Raw genomic sequence first — 16,804 nt, forward strand, 5'->3', positions numbered from 1 at the left:
GGGGCGAAGCATGCGGCGTGCCAGTTTTATGGGCAGGAGAAGAGCGTCAGTCGGCGCTCAGCACTTCCACGAGCTCCGAGCGGCCGTAAAGCCGCTGCGGCCCGCGCGGCTCGAAGCGGGCGAGAAGCGCTTCGGCCTCTTCCGGCGCTTCCGCCAGCGCCGCCTCGGCGGCCGCCCGGCTGATCGCGGCGCGGCATGCGAGCTCGCGGGTGATACCTTCCAGCCGGCTCGCGACGTTGACCGTGTCGCCGAGGACGGCGAATTCCAGCCGCCGTTCCGTGCCGATATTGCCGACGACGACCTTGCCGTAATGCAGTCCGATGGAGATCTGCACGGGCTCTGCGCCGCGCTGCAGCCGCCGCGCATTCCAGCGGGAGAAATGCTCCAGGATCGCGCTGAGGCAGGCCAGCGCGTCGAGCGCGTCGTGCTCCCCGGGATCGGGCGTGCCGAAGGTCGCCATCATGCCGTCGCCGATGAACTTGTCGACCGTGCCGCCGTGGAGGAACACCGCCTCTTCCAGTTTGGCGTGCACGTTCCTGAGATAGGCGATCACCTCGGCCGGCCGGTGCCGCTCCGACCAGGTGGTGAAGCCGACGAGATCGGCGAAGAGGACGGCGCCGTTCTGCTCGCGGATCTGGGCGAGCGCGGCATCCTCGCGTGCCAGCCGGTCCACCGTGGCGGGCGGGAAGTAGCGGGCAAGGTTGGAGCGCTCGCGCTCCAGACTCGCCTGGCGGCGCACAAGGGCGCGCGAGCGGGCGACGACCATGGCAAGGAGCAGCGAGACGATCAGGAAGACGCCGATATTCTGCGCCACCGCGGAAAGGTCGATCAGCGTCGGCTGCCGGGCGGCGAGCTGCAGCGCCTCGATCCCGCCGACGCCGCGCGGCAGGAGCACCGTGTCGGGCAGCATTACCAGGATGGCGACGCCGGCAAGCCACATCGCCGCGCCGATGATGCCGCCGATGAGCACGTGTTTCGGCTGGAAGGCGAAGGCGAGCCCGCCGAGCATGACGTAAAGATAGACGAAATTGCCCGTCCTGAGCGCGTGCTGCGGCGGATGGTCGAAGGGAAAGAGCGGGTTTGGATAGAGCAGCGTGAAGGTCAGCAGCGCGAAGTCGACCGCCGTCAGGAGATAGCCCGTCCACCAGCGGTAGAGCTTGCCGGCGTCGAGCCACAGCCGCGCCAGCCCGAGGAGGAGGAAGACCGCCAGCAGGCCCTCGTAGTAGAGGATGCCCGGGAAGGGCACGATCAGGAAGAGCAGCAGGCCGATGCCGACGACGGAGACCGTGCGCCCGTAGACGGCAAGCCGCCTGCCGGCGTGCTCTTCGGCTTCGATGGCGGCGGCAAGGCGCGCCGCGCGCCGCGCGCCATGCGCCAGCGCCGGGCTGCCGGCCGGGCCGGCCCGGCGCCCTGCCGAAAGGCTCTCCTCCAGGAGGCGCTGGAATCGCATCGCTCGCCCCTTTGCCCGTGCCGGGCCTTGCGGCTCGGCATTGCATCCGCGGCCCTAGGCGATTTTGGCCTTTGGCGAAAGCCTGCCGATCGCCTCCCGCGGCGCGGCCGCTAGAGCCAGCCGCGGCGCTTGAAATAGAGGAAGGGCAGGGCGGCCGAGAAGATCATCAGTCCGAGCGCCCAGGGATAGCCGGCCCCCCAGTCGAGTTCCGGCATGTTCTTGAAATTCATGCCGTAGATCGAGGCGACCAGCGTCGGGGGCAGGAAGACGACGGCGGCGACGGAGAAGATCTTGATGATCTGGTTCTGCTCCAGGTTGATGAGGCCGAGCGTGGCGTCGAGCAGGAAGGAAAGCTTGCCCGAGAGGAAGGTCGCGTGCTCTCCGAGGGACTGCGCGTCGCGCACGAGGATGCGCGAGCGGCTGCGGGCGGCCTTGTCGCCCTTGGCGCGCGGCGACAGCGTCTGATGGTAGATGAGCAGCCGCACCAGCGAGACGAGGCTTTCGCGCACCAGCGACAGGAGGTCTCCCTGCCGGCCGATCTCCGTCATGATGGATCTGAGGTCCGCCGTCTTGCGGTTCACCTTCTTGATCTTGCTCTGGAAGACGCCGTGCGAGAGGACGTCGATGTCCCGCCCGACCCGCTCCAGAAGGTCGGCAAGCCAGTTCACCTGCGCCTCCAGCAGGCCGAGCATCACCGCCTCGCTCGTTTCCGTCTTCTCGCCCGTGCCGCGCAGCGCGTTGGCGAGGAAGAGGCCGAACTGGCGCGGTTCGGCATAGCGCACGGTGATGAGGTGGCCGTTGCGCAGGATGAAGGCGACGGGCGTCTTCGTCGGCTCGCCGGCCCCCACGCCCACCACCGTCGTCACGGTCATGAACTGCGCGCCTTCTTCCGAATAAAGGCGCGAGGAGGGCTCGATCTCCTCCATTTCCGCCATGCCGGGAATCTGGATGCCGATATAGCCGGCGACGGCCGCCGCCTCGTCCGGGCTCGGCTCGATGAGGTCGATCCAGATCGGTCCGGACGCCTCCGCCGCATTCATGGTGGAAAGGTCGATATTGTCGCTTTCGACGAGGCGGTCGCCCTCGCCGCGGTAGATCTTCAGCACGCCCTCTCCTTTCGTACCCGGCCGAGACTGCCGTCAGAGCGTGACAGCAAATAGACAGGTTGCCCGAAAGGTCGAGCGCCCGCGCAGTCGGCGCCAGGTGGGGCGTGAGGCTTCAGGCGCGCTCGCGTCTTCCCGTCCGCTTGCGCGGCGCGGCGCCTTCCTCGCGCGGCGGCGCGGCGAGGGGGCCGATCAGCGCTTCGATCCGCTCACGATCCGGCTTGTCGCCGCGATTGTGGCTGTCGATGGCGGCGCGGATGGCGGTGAGGTGCTCCGGCGTGGTGCCGCAGCAGCCGCCGATGATGGTGGCGCCGGCATCCATGGCGAGACGCGCGTAATTGCCCATCAGCTCCGGCGTGCCGGAATAATGGACGTGCTCGCCATGCACGACCGGGATGCCGCAATTGGCCTTGGCGATGACGCCCCAGCCGTGCTTGGCGCCGTCGATGGCGAGGACGGAAAGGACGAGATCGGAAGCGCCGACGCCGCAATTGGCTCCGAAGGCCTGCGGCGGCTGCGAAAGGCCATCGAAGACGGCGGCGAGGCCGTCGGGCTTCAGCCCCATCATGGTGCGGCCGGCCGTGTCGAAGCTGGCGGTGGAGGTATAGGGCATGCCGGCATTGATGGCGCCCTGCGCGGCGGCGCGGATCTCGGCCGGGGCCGACATGGTCTCGATCCAGCACACATCCGCCCCGCCGGCTTTCAGGCCCCTGGCCTGTTCGGTGAAGGCGTCGACGGCGTCTTCCTCCGTCAGCGAGCCGAGCGGTTCGAACAGTTCGCCCGTCGGCCCGACCGAACCGGCGACGACCACTTCGCGGCCCGCCTCGCGGGCGGCCTCGCAGGCGATCTCGGCGCCCCGCTGGTTGAGCTCGAAGACGCGGCCCTCCGCCCGGTGCAGCTTCAGCCGGTGCTTGTTGGCCCCGAAGGTGTTGGTGAGGATGATGTCGGAGCCCGCCGCCAGGAAGCCGGCATGCAGCCGCTTCACCCGGTCGGGATGATCGACGTTCCACAATTCGGGCGGGTCGCCGGCCGACAGGCCCATCTCGAAGAGGGTCGTGCCGGTGGCGCCGTCCGCCATGAGGACGCCTTTCTTGGCGAGCAGGTCGCTCAGCGATGTCATATGCAATCCTTCGCTCTGTCGGCGGCCGGTACATCATTTCTCGCCCGCAGGGGCAAGGGTCAAGCCGCCACACTGTGCAAGCTTTGCTGGCACGAAGCTGGTTTCCTCGGAACGGCCGGGCCCCGTCCGCGTTTGCCGGGGGAACGGGCGTCCGCCCGCGCACATTCCCGATTTTCGAGGAGAAAAGACAATGAAGAACCGCCAGTCCCCGCTCGCCTACATGGCCGCGATCGCGCTTTCCGCCGCCTCCGTGGTGGGCTTTGCAGCCGGCGCCCATGCGCAGGAGCGTGTCAAGGTCGGCAGTCTCGACTGCGTGGTCGAAGGTGGCGCCGGCTTCATCATCGGCTCTTCCAAGAACCTGACCTGCAGCTACACCCCGGCCGATGGCGGCCCGAAGGAGCAGTATGCCGGTACGGTGAAGAAGTTCGGCCTCGATGTCGGCGTCACCGGCAAGACGCTGATCAAGTGGATCGTCATGGCGCCGACCGCGAATGCCTATTCCAGGGGCGCGCTGGCCGGAGACTACGCCGGTATCGGCGCCGAGGCGACGGTGGGTGCCGGTGTCGGCGCCAATGCGCTGGTCGGTGGCTCCAACAAGAGCTTCGTGCTGCAGCCGCTCTCCGTGCAGGCCCAGCAGGGCCTCAACCTCGCGGTCGGCTTCCAGTCCTTCACGCTGCGTCCGCTGATCCAGTAGCGTTTTTCCAAGTGCCGTGCCGGCCCTTGCGGGACGGCTAGACCACCTTCAGGCCGCGGATATGATCCGCGGCCTGATGTGCATTGACGACCGCCTGGCGGATCAGGTTGTCGAAATGCTTCGTCAGCGCGCGGATATGCTCCGTGGCGTTGAGCACGAGATACATCTCCCCGACGAAGATCGCGGCCCTTTGCGAGCCGAAGACGGTGTAGGGGATCGAGTAGTTCTGCATCTGGTCGTAGAGGAAGAGCCGGAAGGTCGGATAGAGCTCGTCCAGAAGGTCGGCCATGTAGGTGAGCTGCATGGCGCGCGAGCGCCGGTCGAGGTCGCGCCAGACCCCGCGCCCCTCGGCGAGAAGCTCCAGACGCTGGCGGGGGATGCACACCTCCATGTCCGTCTCGGGCCTGCGATTATAGTCGAGCCGGAATTCCGCTTCCTTCAGCTGCGTCTGCGGCAGGGGGCTCGCTCCGCCTGAATACTCGTACTCGATCACCCGCTCCGTGCGCAGGAGATCGGGAATCTGCGTCGGCACATAGCGGATCTTGGTGCCGACCGCCTCGCGGTGCCAGCGCTCCAGAGGCGTCTCGCCCTCCGCGCCCTCGCTCTCGGCGATCTCCAGCACCTGGCGCATTTCGGCGGCAAGCTGATCGTCCTGGGAAAGACCGACCAGCCAGTCGAGACTGACGGAATGGCGCTCGGCGATGCGCCACAGCGTCTCCGTGCGCGGCAGGCGGGTCGATTGTCCGGACAGGAGCTGGGTGATCGCCGACCGGTCGAGCTCGACGGAGCGGGCGAATTCGGAGCGGTTCTGGCCCGCCCTTGCCATCAGCAGGGAGAGGCGCTCGCGCAGAACGGGAAGAAGGTCGCGCTTATCCATGTAGCGATCATGCACATTACGGCGCGTTCGCACAACAATTGATGCTCATGTGAACGAAACGCAACATATGCGTCGCATGTAACCGTTGTGGTGAACAGCCGGCTAATGTCTCTCTAGCAGGCATGAACAAGATTCGGGCAACACTTCAAACGGCCGAATGGCCAACCCTCTTTTTGATCCTTCTCTGCCACCTCGTCTGGGCCGCCGCGCTCCTCTTCCACCAGAGCCTCGGCTTCGCGCTGACAGCCCTGCTCGCCGTGCCCATGGTGACGCTGCATTCCTCGCTTCAGCATGAGGCGCTGCACGGCCATCCGACCCGCTCCGCCGGGCTCAACGAGGGGCTGATTTTCCTGCCGCTCGGCCTTGCCTATCCCTATCGCCGTTTCAAGCGCATGCATCTGCGCCACCACAACGACCAGAGCCTCACCGACCCTTACGACGACCCGGAATCCTACTACTACGCGCTTGCCGACTGGCAGCGCCTGCCCGCGCCGTTGCAGCGCGTCCTCGATTTCAACAACACCCTCTTCGGACGGCTGCTGATCGGCCCGGCGGTGATGAGCGTCGGCTTCTACGGGGCGGAGCTGCGCCTTGCCCGCTCCGGCAAGGAGCGTGGCATGGGCCTGGCCTGGGCGGCGCATGCCCTCGGCGCCGCCATCGTCCTTGTCTTCGTCCTCGTCGTCGCCGGCATGCCGCTGTGGCAGTATCTCCTCATCGCCTATGGCGGCCTGTCGCTCCTCAGCCTCAGAACCTTCGCCGAGCATCAGGCGAGCGAGGCGCCGGGCGGGCGCACCGCGATCGTCGAGGAACGCTCGCTGCTCTCGCTGCTGTTCCTCAACAACAACCTTCACTACGTCCACCACGAGCATCCGCGCCTGCCGTGGTATCGCCTGCCGGCGCTTTACCGCTCGGCGAGGGCGGAGTTCCAGGCCGGCAATGCGGGCTATGTCTTCGCCGGCTACGGCGATATCCTGAGACGCTATCTCTTCCGCAGGAAGTCTCCCGTGCCGCATCCCTATCTCCGCCGCCCGTAATGGTTCTTTCGACCGGGGCGGCGCATGTGGCCGCCCTTCCGATGTACGACTGGCCCGAGGTACGGGCTGCGACCGATGCGCTCTGGACGGCCCTTGCCGCGGCGCTCGCTGCACGTGGCGTCGCAGCGCCCCGGGCACTGGAGAGGCGGCGCGAGGCCCCCGAGATATGGCGCGATCCGGCGCTCATCCTCTCGCAGACCTGCGGCTGGCCCTATGCGACCGGGCTCCGCGAAAACCTCCGCATCGTGGCGACGCCCGTCTATGCCGTCGAAGGCTGCGAGGGCCCTTGCTATTCGAGCGCTCTCATTGTGCGCCGGGACGATTGCGCAACGAGCGCCGCCGACCTTGCCGGCCGCCGCCCGGCGGTCAATTCGGCCGACAGCCTGTCGGGCTGCGTGGCCTTGGAGGAGGCGCTGCGCACCGCCGGTGTTTCTTCGGATCTGTCGCAGGCGCTGAAGACAGGGGCGCACAGGGCCTCGCTCCGTGCCGTTGCCTCTGGCGAGGCCGACGTCGCCGCCATCGACGCGATCGCCTGGCGGCTGGCGCAGGATTTCGAGGCCGATGCCGTGGCCGAACTCAAGGTGCTGGCCTTCACGCCGCTGCGGCCGGCCCTGCCTTTCGTCACGGCGAGGTCGAGAAATGAGGAAGAGGCCGCCGCCATCCGCGCGGCGCTCGCTCAGGTGCTTTCGGGTCCCGAAAGCGCCTCGATCCGCGCCGCGCTTCATCTTGCCGGCATCGAATCATTGCCGGAGGACGCCTATGCGGCGGAAAGCCTCCGCCGGGGCCTGCCGCGTCCCCAAACGCCGCGTTCCCAAACGCCGCGTCCACAAACGCCGCGTCATTGAACTTTGTCTTGCGGCGCTGCCGGGCGCACGCGAAAATTCTTGCCCGGTTGCAACATCAGATTGCGGGTTTCGCGTGTGAGAAAGCTCCGTCTTTGCCTCGCCGTCATGCTGGCGGGCATCCTTTCGTCGCCGTCTTTCGCCCAGCAGGTCGAGCTTGACGGCTACTTCATCGCGCTCTCCGCTTGCGAGGCGACGAAGAAGAAGGACACCGAAAACCCCGGCAATGTCCGGCTCGAGGTCATGCGCGCCTATGAGATGGTGGCGCGCAATTCCACGCCCGGCACCCATTATCAGGTGAAGGTCCCAGGCGCGCCGCAGACGGAGGCACGCTGGGTGCCGATGAACTGCGGCGCCTATGCGCCGGCCGAGGCGCTGGTGAGGCCGGCGCCTTCCAACCCTACGGAGCCGACGCGCGAGCCGCCGTCTGTCGCCACGCTCGCCCCCGACAGCATCGAATACGTGCTCGCCGCCTCCTGGGAGCCGGCCTTCTGCGCCACGGCCGCCGGCACCAACAAGCCGGAATGCACCACGCTGCGGCCCGGGCGCTTTGACGCGACGCATTTCGCCCTGCACGGGCTCTGGCCGGACGATCTCGACGACAGGAACATCTTCCCTTGCTACTGCGACCGCGGTGGGCCGGTCTCCTGCGCCGGCAGCCAGCCGCGCGACGAGGAGATTGCGCTCGACGCGAACCTCCTGGCGGCGCTGAAGGTGGTGATGCCGGGCGTCCAGTCGGGCCTTCATCTGCACGAATGGCCCAAGCACGGCGCCTGCTATGAGGACGACCGGACGGACGCCGACAAGGGCGCCGATCCGGACGAGTATTTTCGTGAATCGCTCCTCCTCATGAATCTCCTCAACGCCTCGCCGGTGCGCATGCTCTTTGCGCAGAACCTCGGCAAGGTGCTGCAGCGCTCCGAGATCGAGGATACCTTCGACACCGCCTTCGGGGCGGGCGCCTCGGACCGGCTCCTCATCCGCTGCGCCAAGGTCGGCGGCGAGAACGTCATCTCCGAGCTCTGGATCGGCCTGAAGGGCAATATCGGCGAGGCGCCCGACCTCGGCGCCCTGATCCGCGCCGCGCCGCCGAGCGAGGCTTCCTCGAACCAGACGAGCTGCAATTCCGGCCGCGTCGTGAAGGTGGAGTAGTTTTCCCGCGCTTATCTCTCAGCTGATGCCGACATAGCGGCCCGGCCGGTGGTTGATGGCGATGATGAAGTTGAGGACGGCGGCGCCGAGCAGCGACAGGAGCACCCGGTCCGCATCGACGACGAAGAGGGCGGCGACCATGATCGCCGCGTCGATGGCAAGCTGCACATAGCCGGCCCTCAGCCCGAAATGATCCTGCAGGTAGACGGCAAGGATGTTGACCCCGCCGAGGCCAGCCCGGTGGCGGAAGAGGACGAGGAGACCTGTGCCCAGAAGGATGCCGCCCATCAGCGCGGCATAAAGGGAATTCACCTCGCCGATCTCGATCCACTCCGGCGTCAGCCGGGTGAAGACAGAGACGAGCCCGACGGCGAGGAAGGTCGCGATGGTGAAGCGCCAGCCCATCTTTCCGATCGCCAGTGCATAGAAGGGCAGGTTCACGACGAAGAAGACCGGCGAGAAGGGAATGCCCGTCCCGTACTGGACGAGGAGCGCGAGGCCCGCCGTCGAGCCGGTCAAGAGCGTCGCCTCGGCATAGATGTCAAGGCCGAGCGCGACGAGCAGCGTGCCGATGAAAAGCGCGAGGGCGTCTTCGTAGAGCCGGTGTTTGTGCGCCGGCGGCTGGTCGGTCATCGAAGATTCCGCATGATGGCCCGCATATGCGAGGCGGGGTAACTACCCCGCCCAGCAAGCAAGGGCCATGCCGCTCAGCCGCGCATCCTCTCCCCGGCAGGGTCGAAGGGCGGCTCCATCTGCAGGCGGGCAGGGCGGCGCTCGCCGAGGATCTCGATCTCGAAGCTGCCGCCGCCATTCACGAGCTCGGCCGGCACGTAGCCCTGTGCGAGCGACTGCTCGACATAATGCGCGTATCCGCCGGAGGTCACCCAGCCGACCACTTTTGGCTCGGCGCCGTTCGCCGCGTACCAGATCGGCTCGTCGCCGATGACGTCGGCATCCTCCGCGTCGACGACCATGGCGATGCGGGCGAGCGCCCCGCCTTCCTCCTTCTCCCGCGCCGCCGCCTCGCGGCCGATGAAGTCGTTTTTCTTCAGATCCACGAAGCGGTCGAGCCCCGCCTCGAACGGCCCGTAGATGGGGCGCAGCTCTCGGAACCACGTGGGGAAATTCTTCTCCAGCCTGAGCGCCAGAAGGGCGCGCATGCCGAAATTCTTGATGCCGAGCTCTTCGCCCGCCGCCATCAGCCGGTCGTAGAGGGCGCGCTCGTATTCCGGCTTCACCCAGATCTCGTAGCCGAGATCGCCCGTATAGGTGAGGCGGTTGACGCGCGCCGGCACGCCCGCGACGTCCATTTTCCGGTGGCTCATGAACGGAAAGGCTTCGCGCGAGACGTCCTCGTGGGTGACGCGGGCGAGAAGCTCGCGCGCCTTCGGCCCGGCAATCGAAAGGCCGACCATGCCGAGGTCGATCCGCTCGACCTGCACCGAGCCGTCTTCCGGCAGATGCGCCTCGAACCAGCGCATGTGGTAGATCTGCGCCTGGCTCGATCCCCACATGAGGAAATCGTCCTCCGCCACCTTGGCGATGGTGAAATCGCCGATCAGCTTGCCGCGCTCGTTGAGCATCGGGGTGAGAGCGATGCGCCCCGTCTTCGGCATGCGGTTCGTCATCATGCGGTTGAGCCAGGATTCGGCGTTCGCCCCGGCGATGCGGTACTTGGCGAAATTGGCGATCTCGGTGATGCCGACGCCCTGGCGAACGGCCATGCACTCCGCCTTGACCGGCTCGAAATCGTTGGAGCGGTGGAAGGAGAAGATGTCCTCGGCCGTCGCGCCATCCGGGGCGAACCAGAGCGGCGTCTCCAGACCCCAGGAGGAGCCCATCACCGCACCCTGCTCAAGCATCCGGTCGTAGAGCGGCGTCGTCTGCGTCGGCCTTGCCGCCGGCAGTTCCTCGTTCGGAAAGCGGATGCGGAAGCGGCGCGAATAGTTCTCGCGCACCTTGGCGTTGGTGTAGGCGAGCGTCGCCCAGTCGCCGAAGCGGGCGACATCCATGCCCCAGACGTCGAAGCCCGGATCGCCCTCCACCATCCAGTTGGCGAGCGCCAGGCCGACGCCGCCGCCCTGGCTGAACCCCGCCATAACGGCGCAGGCGCACCAGTAGTTTTTCAGACCCTGCACCGGTCCCACCAGCGGATTGCCGTCCGGGGCGAAGGTGAAGGGCCCGTTGATGATCTTGCGGATGCCGGTGTTTTCCAGCGCCGGGAAATGCCGGAACCCGACTTCCAGCGAGGGCGCGATGCGGTCGAGATCGGGCGGCAGCAGATCCTGGCCGAAATCCCATGGCGTCTCGGTCGGCGACCAGGGCGTGGCCGCCTTTTCGTAGGTGCCGAGCAGCAATCCGCCGCGCTCCTGGCGGGTATAGATCTCGCCGGCGAAATCGATGGCGTGGACGACCTCCTTGCCGGTCGACCGGTTGATCTCGGCGACTTCGGGCATGTCCTCCGTCAGGATGTAGTGGTGCTCCATGGCGAGCACGGGCAGTTCCAGCCCGACCATCCGCCCGACCTCGCGCGCCCACAGCCCGCCGGCATTGACGACGTGCTCGGCATGGATGGTGCCCTTCTCGGTGACCACCTGCCAGGAGCCGTCCGCCTGCGGATTGAGCTCCACGACGCGGTTATGGGTGACGATCTCCGCGCCGGCGAGGCGGGCGGATTTCGCATAGGCCTGGGTGGTGCCGTAGGGATCGAGATGGCCCTCGATCGGGTCCCACATGGCGCCGACGAAGTATTTCTCGTCGATGAGCGGCAGAAGTTCCTTCGCCTCGGCGGCGGAGATGATTTCCGTCTCCATGCCGAGATAGCGGCCCCTTGCATGCGCTTGTCGCAGCCATTCGAGCCGTTCGGGCGTGTCGGCGAGCTGCAGCCCGCCGGTGAGGTGCAGCCCGCAGCTCTCGCCCGAGATCGCCTCGATCTCCTTGTAGAGCGAGACCGTGTAGGCCTGCAGCTTGGCGACGTTGGGATCGCCGTTGAGGGTGTGGAAGCCGCCCGCCGCGTGCCAGGTGGAGCCGGAGGTGAGCTCGGAGCGCTCAATGAGCATCACGTCTTTCCAGCCCGCCTTGGTGAGGTGGTAGAGGACCGAGCAGCCGACGACGCCGCCACCGATCACGACGGCCTTGGTGTGGGTTTTCATGCGTATGCTCCGAGGGCGGGCGAGGGTGCCAGGCACCGGCGTGTTGGAGGAATGGACAACGGGCGGGTGGTGTTGGTAGAATTGACAACATGAAGGCCGAGCCGATCCTGGACGACCTGACGCGCTTCGACGAACGGTCTTTCGTCCAGCTCGTCATCTGGCGGGTTCCGAAGCCGCTCAGAGGCTCCGGGCATCTCTTCAAGTACCGGCTCGCCTACGTGGTCGATGGTGTCTGCGTGCTGCGCTACGACAACGAGGCGGGAAAAGGCGACCACGTCCACGATGGCAACCGTGAGGGAACTTATGACTTCATCACCATCGAGCAGCTTCTCGAAGACTTCTACGCTCACGTGGAGCGAAGACGACGGTAGTTTCGGCACGGTGACCTTCGGCGTCGGGACCTTCGAGGATGCGATCGAGCGGGCGAAAAAGGCGGTGGCGGGCTTCCCGCAGGAGCCTCGCATCAATTTCCCGAATGCCAGCGATCTCTTCTCGACCATGACCGCCCGCCGCTGGGAGATCGTCCGAAAAATGGCCGGCGCCGGGCCGATGTCGATCCGCGAGCTGTCGCGGCGCCTTGGCCGGGATGTGAAGGGCGTGCACGGCGACGTGCATGCGCTTCTCGATTGCGGCGTTCTCTCCCGCACCGACGAAGGGCAGATCGTCTTTCCCTTCGACGCGGTGCATGTCGACGTCATGATCGAGGCGGCATAGCCGGTCATCGGCGCCCGCACTGTCAGAAATCCGTCGGCGCGCCGCCTTCGCGCCTGCGGCGCTCGACGAACTCGCCCAGTTCCTCGCGGATCGCCTCGTCCATCGGCGGCGCCTCGAACTCGGCAAGGATCTTCTTCCACACGCCGAGCGCGCGCTCGGGCGCGGTGAGGCCCCCGGCTTTCTGCCAGGTCTCGAAATTGCGCCAGTCGGAGAGGAAGGGCGAATAGAAGGCGCTTTCGTAGCGCGCCTGGGTGTGCGCGCCGCCGAAGAAATGGCCCTCCGGCCCGACTTCGGCGATGGCGTCGACGGCGAGGTCGTCCTCGGTGACGGAGACCGGTCGCATGGCGTGCTGCACCTGCTGCAGCATCTCGCAATCCATCACGAACTTTTCGTAGGAGGCCGTCAGCCCGCCCTCCAGCCAGCCGGCGGCGTGGTAGACGATATTGGCCTGCGCGCTGGTGCAGGCCCACAGCGAGAAGGCGCTCTCCCAGGCCGCCTGCGCGTCCGGGGTATTGGCGGCGCAGGCGTTGGAAGCGCGGAAGGGCAGGCGATAGAAGCGCGCCATCTGCCCGGACATCTGCGTGGCGCGCAGATATTCCGGCGTGCCGAAGGCCGGCGCACCCGACTTCATGTCGACATTGGAGGTGAACGAGCCGTAGCCGACCGGCGCCCCCGGCTTCACGCACTGGAGAAACACGATCGCCGCCAGCGCCTCTGCCGTCTGCTGTGCCACGGCCCCCGCCAGCGTCACCGGCGCCATGGCGCCGGCGAGCGTGAAGGGCGTCACGATCACCGGCTGGCCGCGCCTTGCCAGGCGCATCGCCCCGTCGAGCATCGGATAATCGTGCTTGAGCGGCGAGGAGGAGTTGATGTTGGTGTACATCCTCGGCTCGGCCTCGAATTCGGCGTGGCTGAGGCCGCCGGCGATCCGCACCATCTCCATGGCGTCCTCGACCCGCTCCTTGCCGAGCGAATAGGCGTGCACGACTTTGTCGGTCAGCGTCAGCTTGTCGTAGATCGCATCGAGATGGCGGGTGGAGGGATGCAGGTCGATCGGCTCCACCGGATAGCCGCCGGCAAGATGCAGGCAGTTGAAGGCCTGCGTCAGCATCAGGAGTTCGCGCATGCTCGCCCGGTCCCCGACACGCCGGCCGCGTTCCAGATCCGAGCAGTTCGGCGGGCTGGAGACGTTGACGTAGAGGGCATGCCTGCCGCCGACCACGATCCGCCGTTCCGCGTTTCGCGGCGTGATCGGAAAGGTCTCCGGCGCGAGCGCCACCTTCTCCATCACGAAGGCGCGGTCCATGCGCACGCGCCCCGACGGCTTTTCGACGTCGCAGCCGGCCGCCAGGAGAATGTCCTGCGCCTCCTCGTTCAGGAACCAGATGCCGATCTCTTCCAGGATGCGCATCGCCGCGCCGTGGATGCGGGCGATGCCTTCCTCGTCGAGCGGCTCGCTCGCGCGGTCGCTGTAGGTGGGCAGATCCCAGGGCGGCTGGGCGATGCTGGCGGTGCCGGAACGGCGCGCATTGCCGGCGCGGCCTCCAGCGCGGCGCCTGCGCGGGCTCTCGGTCTCGGCAAGGCTGTCTGGGGCCATTCGGAAAGGTCGCTCCGGCCGGATTGCGCCGCAGGATGCGTCCCGCGCTGGCAAGCGGAAAGGAAATTCCGAATCCGCTCCGGCGCTGCTTCGTAAAGCGACACCTTCTTGCCTTTTCGCGACCTTCGTTGATTTGATTTTGCCGGCTGCGACGAGGGGTTGCCCAATTGCATCCCCGCCATGTTAGGTTCTCGCCCGAACGGAGGATGCCGAGCGACGGCGCGTCTGCCGCCTGTCCCCGCACAGGGCGCAAGCCCGTCTCTCCATTCGCAACTGGCGGAAAGCCAAGAGGGAGAACGTGTACCATGAAGCGCGAGAACGAGACGCGGCTGCATCCGAAGGCTGCCGAGGCGAAGGATCTGATGGAGCGCGGACGCCTTAGCCGGCGAGGCTTCATCCGGGTTGCGGCGCTGACCGGCATGTCGGCGGCCGCCGCCTATGCGATGGCCGGCCTGCCGTCGCCGGCCTTTGCGCAGGACAGCAAGCTTCCCTTCGTCGACGATCCCGAGGCCAAGAAGGGCGGCACGCTGCGCGTTGCCATGGAAATCCAGAAGATGGAGGACCCGGCGAACTACGACTGGACGCAGATGTCCAACGTCAGCCGCCAGATCGTGGAGTACATCGCCTTCACCGATCCCAACAACGTCACGCACCCCATGCTGGCGGAGAGCTGGGAAGCCTCCGATGACCTGAAGACCTGGACGCTCAATCTCAGGCAGGGCGTCAAATGGTCGAACGGCGACGATTTCAACGCCGACGACGTGATCTTCAACTTCACCCGCTGGATGGATCCGGCTGTCGCCTCCTCCAATGCCGGCCTCTCCACCTTCGCAGCGATGATGGAGGAGGTCGATTCCGGCGAGAAGAACGACGACGGCTCGGCCAAGATGACCAAGCGCATGATCGACGGCTCGGTCGAGCGCGTCGACGATCATACCGTGCGCCTGCATCTGACCAAATCGGTGCTGTCGGTACCGGAGGATCTCTACAACTACCCGACGGCGATCCTGCATCGCGACTTCAAGGCACCGTTCTCCGATAATCCGGTGGGCACCGGTCCGTTCGAGCTGGCCGAGTTCGCCGTTGCCGACAAGGCGATCCTGAAGCGCCGCGAAGGCCCCTATTGGGGCGGCGACGTCTATCTCGACGAGATCCACTACCTCCATTACGACGCCGACAACCAGCTGACCGCCTTCGCCTCGGGCGAGGCGGATGCGATCTACCAGTTCGGCATCGAGCAGATGGAACTTGCCAAGGCGATCGACGGCGAGATCATCCCCGCCCGCACCGCCCAGACCCTGTGCTGCCGCTTCCACGTCGACACGCCGCCCTTCGACGACAAGCGTGTGCGCCAGGCGATCACCAAGGCGGTCGACAACGCGGCCCTGAAGGCGCTGATCTTCCCGGAAGGCGGCGATGTCGGCGAGAACCACCACGTCGCCCCGATCCATCCGGAATATTTCGCCCTGCCGCCGCTGGAGCGCGACGTCGAGGGCGCCAAGGCCCTGCTTGCCGAAGCCGGCAAGGAGAATCTGGAAATCACCATCGATATCGGCAACACGGACGGCCCCTGGCACCAGGCGGTGGCCGAGGCCATGCGCGACCAGCTCTCCGATGCCGGCATCCGCCTCAACATCAACGTCATGCCGGCCTCGAAGTATTGGGAGGTCTGGACCTCCACGCCCTTCGGCGCGACCGCCTGGACGCATCGTCCGCTCGGCACCATGGTCCTGTCGCTCGCCTACCGGGCGGGCGTCGCCTGGAACGAGACCAACTACAACAATCCCGAATGGGAAAAGCACCTCGACGCCGCCGAGGCGACCCTCGACGTGGAAGAGCGCCGGAAGCTGATGGAGCCGGTGGAAAAGATCCTCCAGGACGATTCCGTCATGGTCCAGCCGATCTGGCGGCCGGTCTACACGATCGTCACGGCCAAGGTGCACAACTACCCGCCGCATCCGACCCAGTACCACCAGTTCAACAAGGTCTGGATCGAATCCTGATCGTGCCGAAAAGGCCTGTCCGTGTCCGGCATGACCGGGCACGGATAGGCCGGCCGGATGTTTGCCGGCCACGGCCTGGCGTGGGGCAGGGCAGAAAAGGGGCGGCGCAATGGTGAAGCTCATCCTGCAGCGGCTTCTGCAGATGGCGCTGATTATGGCGGTCGTCTCGTTCGTCCTCTTCCTCGTCTTCGACAGCCCCAAATTCAAGAAGCAGCTTGCCGTCAACGATCTGGGCGGCTTTGCCGTCGCCACCCTGACGCAGTCCGACTACCAGGCATGGCTCGCCGCCAAGGGGCTGAACGTGCCCTTCTACGAGCGCTACGGCAACTGGCTCGTCGGCATCGCCCATGGCGATTTCGGTCGTTCCTTCCAGAAGAACGAGGATGTCGGATTCCTGCTCGGCCGGGCCCTCGTCAAGACCGGTATTCTCGCCTTCTGGGTCTTCGCGCTGATGATCCCGCTGGCGCTCGTCACCGGCGTCTTCGCCGGCATCAGCGAGGGCAGGGTGCAGGACCGGGCCATCACCTTCATGTCGGTGGTGTTCACCTCCATTCCGGAGATCGCGACGGCGATCATCCTCACGGTCATCTTCGCGCTCGGCCTCGGCTGGCTGCCGGCGAAATCCAAGGGAGACGGGCTGGAATACATCATCCTGCCTGTGCTCACCCTGGTCCTTTACGATTTCGGCTATGTGGCGCGCATGACCCGCGCCTCGGTCGCCGAGGTGATGACCTCGCAATACATCCGCACGGCGGTGCTCAAGGGCATCCCCTACCGCCGGGTGGTGATGAAGCACGTCCTGCGCAACGCGCTGATCGCCCCCTTCACCGTGATCGTCCTGCAGCTGAACTGGCTCCTGTCGGGCGTCGTCGTGGTGGAGGTGTTCTTTCAGTATGACGGCTTCGGCAAGCTCCTGCTCGATGCGGCCCTCTTCGGCGACCTCTATGTCGTGCAGGCGGCCACGCTCGCCGCCGTCCTGGTGGCCGTCCTGTCGCAGCTGATCTCCGACATCGGCTACACCTTCCTCAATCCGCGCATCCGCTTCAGCTAGGGGGCACAGATGAAG

The 16,804-nt window shown here is 66.5% G+C and carries 15 protein-coding genes; 8 read left to right on the plus strand and 7 right to left on the minus strand.

Going from position 1 to position 16,804, the window contains the following annotated elements:
- Positions 1-46: 46 nt before the first annotated feature.
- The 3 genes from CLD20_RS12065 to bmt form a co-directional block, all read right to left on the minus strand.
- Positions 47-1,450, minus strand: a complete 1,404-nt coding sequence (locus CLD20_RS12065; RefSeq protein WP_224406893.1) for an adenylate/guanylate cyclase domain-containing protein — start codon at positions 1,448-1,450, stop codon at positions 47-49.
- Between the two features lie 110 nt (positions 1,451-1,560).
- Positions 1,561-2,556, minus strand: a complete 996-nt coding sequence (locus tag CLD20_RS12070) for a magnesium transporter CorA family protein (protein ID WP_224406894.1) — start codon at positions 2,554-2,556, stop codon at positions 1,561-1,563.
- Positions 2,557-2,668: 112 nt separating this feature from the next.
- Positions 2,669-3,673 carry a betaine--homocysteine S-methyltransferase gene (bmt, locus tag CLD20_RS12075; protein WP_224406895.1) on the minus strand — a complete coding sequence of 335 codons (1,005 nt, stop codon included), beginning with the start codon at positions 3,671-3,673 and terminating at the stop codon, positions 2,669-2,671.
- A 190-nt stretch (positions 3,674-3,863) separates the two neighbouring features.
- Between bmt and CLD20_RS12080 the strand changes: the two genes are divergently transcribed.
- Positions 3,864-4,367 (plus strand): DUF992 domain-containing protein, encoded by a 504-nt coding sequence (locus tag CLD20_RS12080; protein ID WP_224406896.1) that lies wholly within the window; start codon positions 3,864-3,866, stop codon positions 4,365-4,367.
- A gap of 37 nt (positions 4,368-4,404) precedes the next feature.
- Here the strand turns inward: CLD20_RS12080 and CLD20_RS12085 are convergent, their stop codons facing one another.
- Positions 4,405-5,244, minus strand: coding sequence for a helix-turn-helix domain-containing protein (locus tag CLD20_RS12085; protein WP_224406897.1), 840 nt, complete (start codon positions 5,242-5,244; stop codon positions 4,405-4,407).
- 122 nt (positions 5,245-5,366) lie between these two features.
- Between CLD20_RS12085 and CLD20_RS12090 the strand changes: the two genes are divergently transcribed.
- The 3 genes from CLD20_RS12090 to CLD20_RS12100 all read left to right on the plus strand — a co-directional run bounded on the left by CLD20_RS12090 (position 5,367) and on the right by CLD20_RS12100 (position 8,272).
- A complete protein-coding gene (locus CLD20_RS12090; RefSeq protein WP_224406898.1) occupies positions 5,367-6,278 on the plus strand; it encodes a fatty acid desaturase in 912 nt (303 codons plus the stop codon).
- Positions 6,278-7,123, plus strand: a complete 846-nt coding sequence (locus CLD20_RS12095) for a phosphate/phosphite/phosphonate ABC transporter substrate-binding protein (protein ID WP_224406899.1) — start codon at positions 6,278-6,280, stop codon at positions 7,121-7,123. The genes CLD20_RS12090 and CLD20_RS12095 overlap by 1 nt, the downstream gene beginning before the upstream one ends.
- A gap of 75 nt (positions 7,124-7,198) precedes the next feature.
- On the plus strand, positions 7,199-8,272 hold the full coding sequence (locus tag CLD20_RS12100; protein ID WP_224406900.1) for a hypothetical protein: 1,074 nt from the start codon (positions 7,199-7,201) through the stop codon (positions 8,270-8,272).
- An 18-nt stretch (positions 8,273-8,290) separates the two neighbouring features.
- Here CLD20_RS12100 and CLD20_RS12105 read toward each other — a convergent pair whose 3' ends face one another.
- Both CLD20_RS12105 and CLD20_RS12110 read right to left on the minus strand, forming a co-directional pair.
- A complete protein-coding gene (locus tag CLD20_RS12105) occupies positions 8,291-8,905 on the minus strand; it encodes a YitT family protein (protein ID WP_224406901.1) in 615 nt (204 codons plus the stop codon).
- Between the two features lie 74 nt (positions 8,906-8,979).
- Positions 8,980-11,424 (minus strand): FAD-dependent oxidoreductase, encoded by a 2,445-nt coding sequence (locus CLD20_RS12110; RefSeq protein WP_224406902.1) that lies wholly within the window; start codon positions 11,422-11,424, stop codon positions 8,980-8,982.
- A gap of 89 nt (positions 11,425-11,513) precedes the next feature.
- Here CLD20_RS12110 and CLD20_RS12115 point away from each other — a divergent pair, with 89 nt between their 5' ends.
- Together CLD20_RS12115 and CLD20_RS12120 are read left to right on the plus strand one after the other, a co-directional pair.
- Positions 11,514-11,795, plus strand: a complete 282-nt coding sequence (locus CLD20_RS12115) for a DUF6516 family protein (protein ID WP_224406903.1) — start codon at positions 11,514-11,516, stop codon at positions 11,793-11,795.
- Positions 11,796-11,805: 10 nt separating this feature from the next.
- The gene (locus CLD20_RS12120; protein WP_224406904.1) at positions 11,806-12,138 is read left to right on the plus strand and encodes a transcriptional regulator; all 333 of its coding nucleotides are present in this window, start codon (positions 11,806-11,808) and stop codon (positions 12,136-12,138) included.
- 22 nt (positions 12,139-12,160) lie between these two features.
- Here the strand turns inward: CLD20_RS12120 and CLD20_RS12125 are convergent, their stop codons facing one another.
- Positions 12,161-13,735 carry a trimethylamine methyltransferase family protein gene (locus CLD20_RS12125; RefSeq protein WP_224406905.1) on the minus strand — a complete coding sequence of 525 codons (1,575 nt, stop codon included), beginning with the start codon at positions 13,733-13,735 and terminating at the stop codon, positions 12,161-12,163.
- 305 nt (positions 13,736-14,040) lie between these two features.
- On the opposite strand from CLD20_RS12125, the gene CLD20_RS12130 reads away from it, so the two are divergent.
- Positions 14,041-15,738 carry an ABC transporter substrate-binding protein gene (locus CLD20_RS12130; protein WP_224406906.1) on the plus strand — a complete coding sequence of 566 codons (1,698 nt, stop codon included), beginning with the start codon at positions 14,041-14,043 and terminating at the stop codon, positions 15,736-15,738.
- A gap of 109 nt (positions 15,739-15,847) precedes the next feature.
- Complete coding sequence (locus CLD20_RS12135) at positions 15,848-16,789, plus strand: ABC transporter permease (protein ID WP_224406907.1); 942 nt, start codon at positions 15,848-15,850, stop codon at positions 16,787-16,789.
- Positions 16,790-16,804: the final 15 nt, after the last annotated feature.

Source organism: Afifella sp. IM 167 (genome assembly GCF_020144925.1).
Classification (GTDB): Bacteria; Pseudomonadota; Alphaproteobacteria; order Rhizobiales; family Afifellaceae; genus Afifella.

Bases quoted from the DNA above. Each gene is read 5' to 3' on its own strand.
- CLD20_RS12105 (WP_224406901.1), bottom strand. From the start codon at position 8,905: ATGACCGACCAGCCGCCGGCGCACAAACACCGGCTCTACGAAGACGCC.
- CLD20_RS12080 (WP_224406896.1), top strand. From the start codon at position 3,864: ATGAAGAACCGCCAGTCCCCGCTCGCCTACATGGCCGCGATCGCGCTT.
- CLD20_RS12090 (WP_224406898.1), top strand. From the start codon at position 5,367: ATGAACAAGATTCGGGCAACACTTCAAACGGCCGAATGGCCAACCCTC.
- CLD20_RS12115 (WP_224406903.1), top strand. From the start codon at position 11,514: ATGAAGGCCGAGCCGATCCTGGACGACCTGACGCGCTTCGACGAACGG.
- bmt (WP_224406895.1), bottom strand. From the start codon at position 3,673: ATGACATCGCTGAGCGACCTGCTCGCCAAGAAAGGCGTCCTCATGGCG.
- CLD20_RS12065 (WP_224406893.1), bottom strand. From the start codon at position 1,450: ATGCGATTCCAGCGCCTCCTGGAGGAGAGCCTTTCGGCAGGGCGCCGG.
- CLD20_RS12095 (WP_224406899.1), top strand. From the start codon at position 6,278: ATGGTTCTTTCGACCGGGGCGGCGCATGTGGCCGCCCTTCCGATGTAC.
- CLD20_RS12085 (WP_224406897.1), bottom strand. From the start codon at position 5,244: ATGGATAAGCGCGACCTTCTTCCCGTTCTGCGCGAGCGCCTCTCCCTG.
- CLD20_RS12130 (WP_224406906.1), top strand. From the start codon at position 14,041: ATGAAGCGCGAGAACGAGACGCGGCTGCATCCGAAGGCTGCCGAGGCG.
- CLD20_RS12125 (WP_224406905.1), bottom strand. From the start codon at position 13,735: ATGGCCCCAGACAGCCTTGCCGAGACCGAGAGCCCGCGCAGGCGCCGC.
- CLD20_RS12110 (WP_224406902.1), bottom strand. From the start codon at position 11,424: ATGAAAACCCACACCAAGGCCGTCGTGATCGGTGGCGGCGTCGTCGGC.
- CLD20_RS12135 (WP_224406907.1), top strand. From the start codon at position 15,848: ATGGTGAAGCTCATCCTGCAGCGGCTTCTGCAGATGGCGCTGATTATG.